The organism is Micromonospora sp. NBC_01740, from assembly GCF_035920365.1.
Lineage (GTDB): Bacteria > Actinomycetota > Actinomycetes > Mycobacteriales > Micromonosporaceae > Micromonospora > Micromonospora reichwaldensis.
Genome location: NZ_CP109150.1, coordinates 5327066 through 5340668 on the forward strand (window position 1 = coordinate 5327066; position 13603 = coordinate 5340668).

Consider the following 13603-nt stretch of genomic DNA (forward strand, 5'->3'; position numbering starts at 1 on the left):
TCCACTCGATGCACAGGGGTCGGACCGGGGGTCACGGCTGCCCGGGGGCGAGCCGGGCGGCCAGCTCCGCGACCGTCGGCGCGTCGAAGATGACCGCCACCTCGACGTCCGCCCCCAGCTTCGCGCTGGCCAGGGCCACGATCCGGGTGGCCGTGAGGGAGTCCCCGCCGAGGTCGAAGAAGTCGTCGTGGATGCCGATGCCCTCGCGTCCGAGCACGTCGCACCAGATCTCCAGGAGCACCCGCTCGCGCTCGTCACGCGGCCCGTCGGCCCCGGCGGCACCGGGCTCGTCCTGCCCCGGCGGTGGCAGCGCCGCGACGTCGAGCTTCCCGTGGTTGGTCAGCGGCAGCCGGGGCAGGCTGACGAAGGCGGCCGGCACCAGGTAGTCCGGCAGCCGCCGGCGCAGGTGGGCGCGCAGGTCCGCGTTGCCCGGCAGGTCGTCGCCGACGACGTAGCCGACCAGCCGGGCGTCCCTGCCGGGCGGGTCCCGGCGTACGACGACGGCGGCCTCGCGCACCGCCGGGTGGCGGCGCAGCGCGGACTCCACCTCGCCCGGCTCGATGCGGTAGCCGCGCAGGTTCAGCTGCCCGTCGCCCCGGCCGAGGAACTCCAGGACGCCGTCCGGCCCGAACCGGGCCAGGTCGCCGGTGCGGTAGACGCGGGCGCCGGGCGCGTCGGCGAACGGGTCGGGCAGGAACCGCTCCGCGGTCAGGGCGGAGTTGTCGAGGTAGCCCCGGGCCAGGCCGGCGCCGCCGACGTACACCTCCCCCGCCACGCCCGGCGGTACGGGCTGCATCGCCTCGTCCAGCACGTACACCCGCACGTTGGCCATCGGCCGGCCGATCGGGACGAAGGGCCGCTCGTCGTCGGGGTCGCACGGCCAGGCGGTGCAGGAGACCGACACCTCGGTCGGGCCGTACAGGTTGAACATGGTGACGTCGAGCCGGTCGAAGACCAGCCGTTGCGTCTCGGGGGTGAGTTCCTCCACGCCCGACACGATCCGCCGCAGCGACTTCAGGTCCGCGGCGTCGGCGGTGAGCAGCACCTCGCGCAGGGCGGTCGGCGCGAAGTCGGCGTCGGTCACCCCGTGCTGGGCGATCACCGCCGCCAGCCGGCGCGGGTCGAAGGTCGCCGTCTCGGGCATCAGCACGCTGGCCGCGCCGTTGAACAGGGCCCGGAACAGCTCGTCCAGGGAGACGTCGAAGGTGCAGGCCGCCTTGCGCAGCACCCGGTCGTGCGGGCCGAGCGGGAAGTTGCGCTGTGCCCACAGCATCCGGTTGGCGAACCCGCGGTGGGTGACCTGCACGCCCTTGGGCTGCCCGGTGGAGCCGGAGGTGAACAGCGTGTAGGCCAGGTTGTCCGGGTGCAGCGGCACGGCGGGGTCGGTGGCGGGACACGTGGCGGTCAGCGACGACTCCCCGTCCAGGTCGATGATCCGCCGGCCGGGGCTCCACACCTCGTCGCACAGGTCGCCGGCGGAGATCGCGACCGCCGGGCGGACCTGCCCGAGCAGCGCGTCCCGGCGGGCCTGCGGGTCGCGCGGGTTGACCGGCAGGTGGTAGCCGCCGGCCTTCAGCACCGCCAGGATCGCCACCACCTCGGCGGCGCAGCGGGGCAGGCACACCGCCACCGGGTCCTCCACGCCGACGCCGAGGTCGCGCAGGTGGTGCGCCAGGCGGTTGGCCCGTTCGTCGAGTTCGCGGTACGTCGTGCGGACGTTGCCCTCGACGACCGCCACCGCGTCCGGCGTACGCCGCGCCTGCGCCTCGACAAGGCGGTGGACGAGCGCCTCGGGGCCGAGGTCGACGGCGGTGTCGTTCCACTCGTGCAGGATCCGGTGGCGCTGCCCGGCGTCGAGCATCGGCAGCCGCCACACGCTCGTGTCGGGCTCCCGCGCCGCCTCGACGAGCAGCAGCTCGAACTGCCGGGCCATGTCGCGTACGGACTCGCCGGTGAAGAGGCTGGTGTCGTACTCGAACTCGCCCACCAGTCCGTCAGCCGTCTCGGTGATCTTCACCGTCAGGTCCATCCGGGACCGGCCGGTCTCCATCTGGTGCACGTCGACCCGCAGCTCGGGCAGGTCCAGCCGGCTGGTGGGCACGTTCTGGAGCACGAAGGCGACCTGCGCGAGCGGCTGGTGGCTGCGGCTGCGCTCCGGCTGCAACGCGGCGACGAGCCGCTCGAACGGCACGTCGCGGTGCCGGAACGCGTTCAGCGAGGCCGCCTTGACCCGGCCCACCAGCTCGGCGAAGGTCGGTTCGCCGGACAGGTCGGCGCGTACCACGATCATGTTCAGGAAGCAGCCGATGAGGTGCTCCAGCTCGTGCTGTTCCCGCGTCGCGATGGGGCTGGCGACGACCATGTCCCGCTGCCCGCTGTGCCGGGCGAGCAGCACGGTGAAGGCGGCGAGCAGGGTCATGTAGGTGGTGGCCCCCTGACGCTGTCCGAGGGCGCGGATCCGGTCCGCGTCGGCGGCGCCGAGCCGGAACCACTCGGACGCGCCGACGAACTGCTGGACCGCCGGCCGCGGGCCCTTGGTGGGCAGGGCGAGCAGGGGCGGCACGCCGGCCAGCTCGTTGACGCGCTCGCGCAGGTGGGCCGCCATCCGCTCCTCGCCGACCGCGGTGCGCTGCCAGGCGGCGTAGTCGGCGTACTGGATCGGCAGCTCGGGCAGGTCCGGCGTCGCGTCGGCGGCGAACGCGGCGTACGTGGCGGCCAGCTCGCGGCAGAAGATGGTGAACGACCACAGGTCGCAGACGAGGTGGTGCACGGTGACCCCGAGCACGTGCACGTCGGGGGCGATCCGGTAGAGCACCGTCCGCATGCTCTGGCCGGCGGCCAGGTCGAGCGGGACCCGCATCTCCCGCTCGACGGCGGCCCGCAGCACGGCGTCGTCGGGGTGCGCGGTGGCGCCGGGCAGGTCGACCACGTCGATGCTCAGCGGGGCGGGCGGCGTGACGGCCTGTACGACCCGCTCGCCGAGCTGGCGGAAGGCGGTACGCAGGATCTCGTGCCGGCGGACGACCTCCTCGATGCTCCGGCGCAGCGCGACCTGGTCGAGCGAGCCGGTCAGGATCAGCAGCGTGGCGTCGTTGTGGTGGACGGCGTCGTCCTCCAGCCGTTCGATGAACCAGAGCCGCTCCTGTGCGAAGGACAGGGGTGCCTCGGCGGCGTCCAGGCGGGGGATGGCGGCGCTGGCGGGTGCCGGATCGGAGCGGCTGGCGCGCAGCCGCTCGTCGAGCAGCGCCCGCGCCGAACTGGACAGCCGCGCCACGCGTTGCGTGACGTCACTCGCGACCGGATGCTCCTGCCGTCCCACTGGTCCTCCGTTGTCCGTCGGTGATCCGGTCCGCGGTCCGGGGCCTCCACCGGATGCGAGCGTCGCACCGATGCGGGTGCCGATCCTCGATCTCTACCAGGCTCACTGAGCGCTTAGTCAGCAGGAGGAACGGTTATAGGGGTTTGACCTCACAATTCACGACATCTGTTCCGAGTCCTAGGGGTTGGGCAACCCGTTTCCCTGCCACATGATGGGCACGCTTGTGACGCCGCCGGCGCGCCAGCACGCAGCCCGTCCGACAGCCCGACCGGAGGTGATGCCAGGTGCGCGACGACCTCCGGATCCTGGCCGACCGGTCGTACCGGATGCTGTTCCTGGCCCGCACGCTGTCGCTGCTGGGCAGCGCCGTGATCCCGGTGGCGCTCGCCTTCGCCGTCCTCGACGCGCCGGGCGGCTCCGCCACCGACCTCGGCCTCGTGCTCGCCGCCCGGTCGCTGGCGCAGGTCGCGCTGCTGCTGTTCGGCGGCGTCCTCGCCGACCGGATGAACCGCTTCCGCCTGATGGTGGGCTCCGACCTGCTGGCCTTCGCCGCGCAGGCGGTCCTGACCGTGGTGTTCGTCAGCGGCCGGCCCTCGCTGCCGGTCGTGATCGCCCTGTCCGCCGTCAACGGCGCCGCCGCCGCGCTCTTCCTGCCGGCCTCCCGCGGCGTCGTGCCGCAGGTGGTGGCCCAGGAGCAGCTCCAGTCGGCCAACGCGCTGCTGCGGCTGTCGCGCAACAGCACCACCATCGGCGGCGCGGCCCTGGCCGGAGTGCTCGTGGCCGCGCTCGGCGCCGGCTGGGCGCTGGCGGTCCCTGCGGCCACCTTCCTCGGCTCCGCACTGCTGCTGGCCGGTGTCCGGGTGTCGCACCCCGCCCGGGCCGCCGCCAGCACCATCCTCGCCGACCTGCGGGAGGGCTGGCGGGAGTTCAGCTCCCGGTCCTGGGTCTGGCTGGTGGTCGTGCAGTTCGCGTTCGTCAACGGCTGCTTCTCGGCGATCTACGTGCTCGGCCCGCTGACCGCGAAGGAGCAGCTGGGCGGCGTCACCGCCTGGTCGGTGATCGTCACCGCGCAGGCCGTGGGCCTGGTCGGCGGCAGCCTCGTGGCGATGCGGATCCGCCCCCGCCGGCCGATGCGGGTGGCGGTACTGGCGACCTTCGGCTTCCTCCCGCCGTTCGCGCTGATCGCGGCCGGCGCGCCGGTGTGGCTGATCGCGGCCTCGATGCTCGTCAACGGCGTCTGCGTCGACATCTTCGAGGTCCTGTGGGACACCGCCCTGCAGAACCACGTGCCCAACGAGGCGCTGTCGCGGATCAGCTCGTACGACGCCATGGGCTCGTTCGTGCTCGGCCCGCTCTGCCTGGCCGTCGTCGGCCCGGTCGCCGAGCGGATCGGCGTCGCCCAGACGCTGCTCATCGCGGGCGGGGTGCTCGGTCTGGTGACCGTCGCGACCTTCTCCGCGCGGTCGGTGCGTCAGCTGCCCGCAAAAGTCCCCGCCGCACAACCCGCCACGGTGTGAATCCGGCGACCTCGCCGGCCACGGATCAGGGTGGAGATCGGAGCAGGATGGAGCACCGGATAAGTCGGCAGATGACCGACGCGACCGACGCGTACGGGCGGCGCTTGGGGGCCTACCTCGAGCAGTCCTCCTACTCGCGGCTGCGCGGCGGCCCGGGCGTGATCGACCTCGCCTTCGGCGATCCGCACGAGTTTCCCGCGCCGGCCCTGGTCGAGGTCCTGCAACGGCACCTGAGCCCGCAGCACACCGACTGGTTCGCCTACACCCGGGACCACCCGCCGGCCCAGGAGTCGGTGGCGGCCACCCTCAGCCGGGAACTCGCCCTGCCGTTCACCGCCGACGACGTCGCCCTGACCAACGGGGCGTTCGCGGGCCTGACCATCTGCCTGCGCAGCGTCTGCGACCCGGGCGACGAGGTGGTCTACCTCGACCCCGCCTGGTTCTACTACGAGCCGATCATCGCCTCGGTCGGCGCGGTCCCCCGGCCGGTGGCGTTGACCCCCGGTTCCTGGCGACTCGACGCGGAACTCGTCGCGGCGGCGATCACGCCCCGGACCAGTGCCGTCATCGTCAACAGCCCGAACAACCCGACCGGCGCCGTCTACACCGACGAGGAGTACGCCGCCCTCGCCGAGGTGCTGCGGGAAGCCTCCGCCCGCAACGGTCGGCCCGTGTACCTGCTGTCCGACGAGGCGTACCGGCGCATCGTGTTCGACGGCCGGTCGTGTCCCAGCCCGGCGACGCACTACCCGTTCACGTTCCTGGTGCACACCTACACCAAGACGCTGCTGCTGCCCGGGGAGCGCGTCGGCTACGTGGCGATCCCGCCGACCATGCCCGACCCGGCGGTGCTCCGCCGGGCCCTGACCGTGGCCCGCCTCACCACCGGCTGGGCGTTCCCCAACAACTCGCTGCTGTTCGCCCTGCCCGAGCTGGAACAGCACGCGCTACAGGTCAAGCCGATCGAGCAGCGCCGCGACCTGCTGGTCGACGCCCTGCGCGAGGCCGGGTACGAGGTCCAGCCGAGCGAGGGAACGTTCTACCTGCTGGCCCGGGTGCCGGACGCGGACGACTGGGCACACGCGGCCGTGCTCGAGGAGCGCGGCCTCCTGGTGCTGCCGGCCTCGGTGATGGGCGCGCCGGGCTACCTGCGGCTCTCCCTCACCGTCACCGACGACATGCTGGAGGAGACCATCGGCCGGCTGCGATCGGCGCGGCCCTCGACCCGGGAGCACGCCAGTGTCCAGCGGTGACCTCCGCGAGGCCGACGCGGCCGTGACGCTCACCGCGGCGCCGGACGCGCCGGCCCCGGGACGCCGGGACGCGACGGTGTCCACCGAGGAGGCCCGGCCCGACGTCGAGGCCACCATGGCCCGCGCCCGCCGGGCCCAGGCGGAGGTCGAGTTCTGGCCGCAGGAGCGCGTCGACGACCTGGTCGCGGCCCTCGGCTGGGCGGCCTACCAGGAGGACACCGCCCGGTCGCTGGCCGACCTCGCCTACCGGGAGACCGGCCTCGGCGACCCCGAGCACCTGTTCACGCTCTACCGGCGCCGGGTCCTCGGCACGCTGCGTGACCTGCACGGCGTCGTCACCAGCGGGATCATCGAGGAGCTGCCGGAGCGTGGCCTGCGCAAGCTGGCCAAGCCCATCGGGGTGATCGCGGTGGCCAGCCCCGCCACCGCGCCCTGCTCCGGGGTGGTCGGCAACGCCCTGCCGATGCTGAAGACCCGCAACGCGGTGGTCATCACCCCCAACCCCCGGGCCCGGCACTCCGCGGCCCGCACCGTCGAGCTGCTGCGTCGGGCCCTGGAGACGGTCGGCGCCCCGCCGGACCTCATCCAGTGCCTGCCGGTCACCGACCGGCAGACCACCGAGGCCCTGATGGCCGCCGCCGACCTGGTGATCGCCGCCGGCGGACCCGGCACGGTACGCCGGGCGTACCGCAGCGGCACCCCGGCGATCAGCGCGGGCGTCGGCAACCCGGCGGTGATCGTGGACGACTCGGCCGACGTGGCCGCCGCGGCGGAGCTGATCGTGCTGGGCGGCAGCTTCAACAACGGCACCTCCTGCTCGTCGGAGAGCAACGTGCTGGTGGACGCCGAGATCGCGGCCGCCTTCCTCGACCAGCTGGCCCGGCAGGGCGCCCACCTGTGCGACCCGGCCGAGACGGCACGGCTGCGTACGCTGCTCTGGCCGGACGGGCGGGTGCTCAACCGCGACGCGGTCGGTCGACCCGCCGCGGCGCTCGCCGCCGCCGCCGGGATCGACCTGGCCGAGCCGACCAAGACCACCGCCCTGGTGGCCCAGCTGCCTCCCCTGGCGCCCGGCGGTGTCCCGGCGCTCGACGACCCGATGCTCGGCGAGAAGCTGGCGCCGGTCTTCACCGTGTCGACGTTCAGCGCCTTCGACGACGCGCTGGCCGCGGTGGAGACGCTGCTGGGCCGGATCGGGCAGGGCCACAGCTGCGGCATCCACACCGACCGGCCCGACCGGGTGGTCAGGTTGGCCGAGCGGGCCCGCGCCGGACGGGTGATGGTCAACCAGTCGACCGCCGTGGGCAACAGCGGCAGCTTCGACAACGGGATGCCGTTCACCCAGGTCATCGCCAGCGGCAGCTGGGGCGGTTGCTCCCGGTCGGAGAACGTGACCTGGCGCGACTTCCTCAACTACACCTACGTCTCACATCCCCTGCCGGTCAGCCTGCCGGACGAGGAGACCCTCTTCGGCGCCCACTGGCGACGCCTTCCCTGACGGAGACCCCGCACATGGACATCAGCCCTCCCGAGGCGCCACCGCGCGACCTGACCCAGGCCGAGATCGACGCGTTCCACACCGACGGCGTGGTCCGGCTCTCCGGCATGATCGACGACAAGTGGCTCGGCCGGATCGCCGAAGGCGTCGAGTATCTGCTCGCCAACCCGACCGTGCTGGCGCAGGCGACCGCGTTGCTGGGTGGCGGCGGGTTCGCCGGGGACGCCTTCATGTGGAAGACCCACGACGGCTTCCGCGACTTCATGTTCTTCTCCCCCGCGGCGCGCATCGCCCAGCAGCTGTTCGGTTCCACCGCGATCACCGCCTTCTACGACCAGATCTTCGCCAAGCCGGCCGGATCGGGTGCCCCGACGCCGTTCCACGAGGACGTCAGCTCCTGGCCGATCGCGGGCGAGCAGGTGTGCGCGATGTGGATCCCCCTCGACCCGTGCACCCCCGACACCGCCGCGCTCCAGGTGGTGCGCGGTTCGCACCGCTGGGGACGGCGCTACGTGCCGATCACCCCGGGGGCCACCCACCTCGGCCGGCGCGAGGAACTCGAGGCGGTGCCGGACGTGTCCGACCACGAGATCCTGAGTTGGGACCTCACGCCCGGCGACATCGTGCTGTTCCACCCGGCCGCGTTGCACGGCGCCACCGGCACCGGCCCCGAGCGGCAGCGTCGGGCGTTCGTCTCCCGGTGGGTGGGCGACGGCGTCACCTTCCAGCCGCAGCACGCCGTCCTGCCGCTGCTGTGGGAACACGGCCTGCGGCCCGGTGATCCCATCGGGGGTCCGCTGTTCCCGAGGGTGCTGCCGACGCCGGTGCCGACGGAGACCGGCGCCCGCTTCGACGGCCCGCAGCAACCCCACGCCGAGCGGGCGGAGGAGTTCCTCACCATCCTGAGGATGCTGTAGGTGTTCGGAGAACTCACCGCCACGACCGCCGCCGGCCAGGAGCTGGTCTCCCTCGCCGAGGGCCACGTCGACACCCTCGCCGAACGGGCCGGCCGGCACGACCGGGACAACACGTTCGTCGCCGACAACTTCGCCGACCTGCGCGACAGCGGGGTGCTCGCCGCGTGCGCCCCGACCCGGCACGGCGGCCTGGGGGTCCGCTCCCTGCACGACATGCTGGTGGCCGTCTCCCGGCTGGCCCGGGGCTGCGGGTCGACGGCCATCTGCGCGAACATGCACATGGCCTCGGTGTGGGGGCAGGTCCGCCGGTGGGAGGGGGCCGAGGCGGACGGCGACCGGGTCCGGGCGGCGCAGCTGGACGCGATCCTGGAGGCGTTGGGCGGCTCCGACCTGATCATGGCCGGGGCCTCCACCGAACCGGGCGCGACGTGGAACGGCGCGCTCACCGAGGCCGTCCGCAAGGACGACGAGTACGTCATCACCGGGCGCAAGACCTTCGTCACCAACTCGGCGGTCGCGGACTCGTTCAACGTCGCGGTCCGGGTCGCCGATCCCGACGGCGGGTGGCGGCACGCCGAGGCCGTCGTCCTGGCCGGCACGCCCGGGCTGACCGTGCTCGGCGACTGGGACGCGTTGGGCATGCGGGGCTCCGGCAGCCACGGGCTCCTGCTGGAGGACTGCGTCGTGCCCGCCGACCGGGTCACGGTCGGGGAGCCGTTCGGCCCGCCGACGCCGGAGGACCTGGCACGTTCCTGCGCGATCAACTTCCCCCTGCTGGGCGCCTCACTGGGGATCGCCGAGGCGGCCTTCCAGATCGCCGTGGAACACGCCACCAGGGTGCCCCGGCAGCCCGGGCGGGCGGCGCCGGCACACCACCCGTCCGTGCAGCGGGAGGTCGCCACCATGGAGCTCGACCTGGCGGCCACCCGGGGGGTGCTGGAGCGCTCCGGACGCCTGGTGGACGCCCTGTTCGCCGCCGACGACCCGGCGCAGCGGTCCGAGGCCGCCGTCCGCGACGTCGTACGGGGGTGGCAGGCCGCGAAGCTGCTGGCGAACCGTACGGCGGTGAGCACGGTCGACCGGGCCATGACGATCTGCGGCGGGGCGTCCTTCAGCAGCCGGCACCCCCTGTCCCGGCTGTACCGCGACGCCCGCGCGGGCGGCTTCATGCAGCCGTTCGGATCGCTCGACGGCTACCCGTACATCGGCCGGGTCGCGCTCGGACTCGACCCGCACGCCGACTGAGGCAGCGGACAGCCGGCCGCCACGCGCGGTGGCGTGCGCCACGGAACCATCCTGCCGACCCGGGGCTGCCGGGTCGGGAGCTACCGTCGCGCGGCGGGCCTGCCGGGTGCCGGCAAGGCGCGCACGTCCAGCTTGCCGCTCGGCGTCCGGGGCAGCTCGTCGAGGCACACCACGGCGCCGGGCAGCAGGTAGTCGGGCAGCGTCTCGCGGAGCTGGTCGCGCAGCTCGCGGGCGGTCGGTCCGGGCGGCTCGCTCGGCACGACGTACGCGACGAGGCGCGGGACGGAGCCGGTCCCGGCGACCGGCACCACCGCCGCCCGGCGCACCCCGGCGCACCGGCGTACCGCCTGCTCCACCTCGCCCAGCTCGACGCGGTGGCCCCGGATCTTGACCTGGCCGTCGCGGCGGCCGTGGAACTCCACCAGTCCGTCGGAGTGGCGGGTCACCAGGTCACCCGTGCGGTAGCACCGGCCTTCGGGATGGTCGGTCGGGAACATCTCGCCGGTCGTTGCGGGGTCGTCGCGGTAGCCGCGGGCGAGCCCCGCGCCGAAGATGAGCAGCTCCCCCTCGACGCCCGCCGCGACCGGGCGCAGGTCGGCGTCGACGACGGCGACCCGCGCGTTGTCGATCGGGCGGCCGATCGGCACGGTGGCGGTGCCCGGGCGCGCCGCCGGGTCGGTCGGCACCTCGAAGGTGAGCGCGCCGACGGTGGTCTCGGTCGGGCCGTAGTGGTTGACCATCCGCACGTCCGACAGCTCGCGGACCTGGTCCACCAGCTCCCACCGGCACACCTCGCCACCGACGATGAGCAGGCGGCGGGGCAGGGCCCGCTCCGCCGCCTCGTCCAGCAGCGCCGCCAGGTGCGACGGGGTGATCTTCAGGACGTCGACGCGGTGCTCGTCCTGGTAGTCGGCGAAGTCGTCGGGGTCCGTCGCGGTCTCGGTGGGCACCAGGTGGACCGTGTCTCCCCCGGTGAGCGCCGGGAAGACCGCGGTGTGCCCGAGGTCCGTCGCGAGGCTGGTCACCGACGCGAAGCGCAGCCGTTCGTCGTCGACCCGTTCCGGGTCGACGAGCCGGGCGACGAAGGCCGCGTAGTTGGCCAGGGCCGCGTGGGGGATCTCGACGACCTTGGGTACGCCGGTGGAGCCGGACGTGAACACGGTGTAGGCGAGCTGGTCCCCCGCGACCGGCGGCGGACCGCCCAGCGCCCCGGCGCGCTCCGCCGCCGCCCCCGCGCCGATCCAGCCGGCCAGGTCGACGGCGAGCACCACCTGCCCGGACACCGGCGGGTCGTCGCGATCCGTCACCACGACGGCCGCCCCGCAGCCGCGCAGCTGGCTCTCGACGCGGGCCCGGGGCTGGTTGGCGTCCACACAGGCGTAGCCGGCCCCGTTGTGCAGCGCGGCCAGGCACGCCACCAGCTGGGCGGCGCCGCGGTGGGCCAGGACGGCCACCGGGGCGGCTGTCGCACCGTGGCGCCGCAACACGTCGGCGAGACCCGCGACGGCGTGGCGCAGCTCGGCGTAGCTCAGTGTCGCGTCCGCGCCGACGACGGCCGTACGGTGGCCGTGCCGTTGCGCGGCCGCCCAGATCAGCGCGGGCACCGCCCGGTCGGGGTGCCACCCGGTCGGCGGTCCGGTCACCTCGGGATCGGCAGGCATGGCAGGTCCCTTCGGTTCGACGGCGGCGGGCCGACAGGTCGCCGGTCGACCGTGGGGTCGCGCGGCACGGGCTTGCGGTGGCAGCGATCGTGACACGGGGGCCGCACCGCGACAACACCTCATTCGTGCCGCGGACCCCCTATCGTCGGGGCCGCTCGGCGGACGACGACGCGTCCGGTGTGGTCAGACGGCCACCATGCAGTTGTCGGAGCCGCTGTCGCGCCCCCGGGCGCTGACGATCCCGGCGGAGCCGTCGCCGTAGTAGCGGCAGAACAGGCCCGCCGCGCGGCCGCCGAACAACAGCGGCCCGATCACCGGGGCGACCTCGACGTCGTGTGGTTCGTCGGCGCCGTCGGCGACGAGCGAGACCCGGCACGTGCGTGGCGCCACGAAGTCCTGCACCACGCTGGTGCCGTCGGCGGCGGCCTCGGCGACGGCGGACTCCCACGTCGCCTGGTCGACCTCGCCGCCGATGACCACCTGCTTGCCGCTCTCCCCCAGGCCCGCCTTGAGCACCAGCAGGTCCCGGTTCGCCAGGACGAACGGGAGCAGTTCGACCTCGCGGCCCGCGCGGCTGGTGCGGCGGTCCGCGAGGATCCGCGTCCACGGCACGTACCTGTCGACGAGGCTCCGGTCGGCCGCGCTCATCCACGGCCGGCCCTCCGAGAGCAGGCCCATGGTCAGCTTGCTGTGCATGAAGGTCGACGTCTGGGTGCCCACGAGCAGGCAGCCGTTGTCGAGCGCGTCCTGCACGTAGCTGGTGTCGAGACCGGCGTCGAGCCAGTCCGGGATGGTGAAGTTGCGCAGCCCGATCGGGTAACGCAGGTGGGGCGGGCAGTCCCACGCCTCCGGCAGCTCCTCGGGCTCGAAGAAGCGGGCGGTGAGGCCGTGGTTGTTGAGGTAGTCGGCCTCCAGCTGGAAGTAGCGGCTCTGCACGCCGTAGACCCGGGCGCTGCCGACGATGGCCACCCTGGGCGCCAGCCCCAGCTCGGCGCAGAGCGAGCGGTACATCTCGGCGCGCACGGCGAACGGGTCCGGAGAGCTGAACGGGGTCCTGCCCGTCGCGTCGGCGTGCAGCCTGCGCCACACCTCGAGGCGGCAGCGCGTCTCCACCACGCCGCCGAGCGCGCCGCTGACGTTGAACTCCAGGAACTGGGGCCCGTCCGGCCCGATGACGACGTCCGGCCGCACGACGCAGTCCGGATAGCGCTCCTCGACGAACGGGTCCCGCACGAACAGCTGGTCCTCGCTCTGCGGCATGCGGTAGGCCGCCAGCCGGCCCTGCGTGGTGGGGGCCGTCTCGAGGGCGGTGCGGCGGAGCAGGTCGACCAGCGCGGCGGCCGCCCGGAAGATCTCGGCGTAGGACGCGCGCGGGATGGCGATCGGTGCCGCGGGCAGCAGCCGCTGGTAGGGCCAGCCCGTGTCCCGCAGCTCGTGGCGGAGCATCGCGCGGATCGTCTCCGCCGGCGCGGCCGGCGCCACGCGGTGGGTGCCGAACCACGGATGCCCGGCCGGCCCCGCACTGCCGACATGCTCGCGCACGGTCATCTGACGCTCCCCGGAATCGCACGTCGGGCCGGCGCCGGTGCGTGCTCGCGCGGGGCCGGTGTCTCCGAAACGATGATCGACATAGACTAACATTCACGTCCGACGGGGACCGCGTCGGTTCGTCCACCTCCGACACGGGAGAACCGCCGATGACCTTGCGTCATGTCCAGGGCAACGAGTACCGCGAAGAGCACGGCGGGGACTACGAGGACTTCGAGCCCGGCATGGTGATCCGGCACTGGCCGGGCCGCACCATCTCCGAGACCGACAACACCTGGCTGACCCTGCTCACCATGAACCAGCACCCGCTGCACTTCGACGAGCACTACGGCGCGGGCAGCGAGTACGGGCGGGTGCTCGTCAACAGCGGGATCACCCTGTGCCTGATCGGCGGCATGACCGTGCAGGCCCTGTCGGCGCGGGCGGTGGCGAACCTCGGCTGGGACAAGGTCCGCCTGCGGGAGCCGGTGTTCGTCGGGGACACGTTGTACGCCACCAGCCGCATCCTCGACAAGCGCCTGAGCCGGTCCCGGCCCGGCCAGGGCATCGTCACGGTGGAGACGACGGGCACGAAGTCCACCGGTGAGACGGTCATCGTCTTCGAGCGTTCCTTCATGGTCCGCTGCCGGGAGAGCGCCGCCTGAC

Annotated in this window: 9 protein-coding genes; 6 read left to right on the forward strand and 3 right to left on the reverse strand. The window is 73.6% G+C overall.

The window, feature by feature from the left end:
- Nucleotides 1-31 precede the first annotated feature (31 nt).
- Complete coding sequence (locus OG989_RS23615; protein WP_327028482.1) at nucleotides 32-3319, reverse strand: non-ribosomal peptide synthetase; 3288 nt, start codon at nucleotides 3317-3319, stop codon at nucleotides 32-34.
- Nucleotides 3320-3603: 284 nt separating this feature from the next.
- On the opposite strand from OG989_RS23615, the gene OG989_RS23620 reads away from it, so the two are divergent.
- From OG989_RS23620 to OG989_RS23640, 5 genes are all read left to right on the forward strand, one after another.
- Nucleotides 3604-4836, forward strand: coding sequence for an MFS transporter (locus OG989_RS23620; protein WP_327028483.1), 1233 nt, complete (start codon nucleotides 3604-3606; stop codon nucleotides 4834-4836).
- A 71-nt stretch (nucleotides 4837-4907) separates the two neighbouring features.
- Nucleotides 4908-6089 carry an aminotransferase class I/II-fold pyridoxal phosphate-dependent enzyme gene (locus OG989_RS23625; protein ID WP_192581361.1) on the forward strand — a complete coding sequence of 394 codons (1182 nt, stop codon included), beginning with the start codon at nucleotides 4908-4910 and terminating at the stop codon, nucleotides 6087-6089.
- Nucleotides 6076-7587, forward strand: coding sequence for an aldehyde dehydrogenase family protein (locus OG989_RS23630; protein WP_327028484.1), 1512 nt, complete (start codon nucleotides 6076-6078; stop codon nucleotides 7585-7587). The genes OG989_RS23625 and OG989_RS23630 overlap by 14 nt, the downstream gene beginning before the upstream one ends.
- A 14-nt stretch (nucleotides 7588-7601) precedes the next feature.
- Nucleotides 7602-8504, forward strand: coding sequence for a phytanoyl-CoA dioxygenase family protein (locus OG989_RS23635; protein WP_151454066.1), 903 nt, complete (start codon nucleotides 7602-7604; stop codon nucleotides 8502-8504).
- Nucleotides 8505-9749 (forward strand): acyl-CoA dehydrogenase family protein, encoded by a 1245-nt coding sequence (locus OG989_RS23640; protein ID WP_327028485.1) that lies wholly within the window; start codon nucleotides 8505-8507, stop codon nucleotides 9747-9749.
- 80 nt (nucleotides 9750-9829) lie between these two features.
- On the opposite strand, the gene OG989_RS23645 is transcribed toward OG989_RS23640, so the two are convergent.
- Both OG989_RS23645 and OG989_RS23650 read right to left on the reverse strand, forming a co-directional pair.
- A complete protein-coding gene (locus tag OG989_RS23645; protein ID WP_327028486.1) occupies nucleotides 9830-11410 on the reverse strand; it encodes an amino acid adenylation domain-containing protein in 1581 nt (526 codons plus the stop codon).
- Between the two features lie 183 nt (nucleotides 11411-11593).
- Nucleotides 11594-12958 (reverse strand): hypothetical protein, encoded by a 1365-nt coding sequence (locus OG989_RS23650; protein ID WP_327028487.1) that lies wholly within the window; start codon nucleotides 12956-12958, stop codon nucleotides 11594-11596.
- Between the two features lie 149 nt (nucleotides 12959-13107).
- Between OG989_RS23650 and OG989_RS23655 the strand changes: the two genes are divergently transcribed.
- Complete coding sequence (locus tag OG989_RS23655) at nucleotides 13108-13602, forward strand: MaoC family dehydratase (protein WP_151454062.1); 495 nt, start codon at nucleotides 13108-13110, stop codon at nucleotides 13600-13602.
- The last annotated feature ends 1 nt before the right edge of the window (nucleotide 13603 follow it).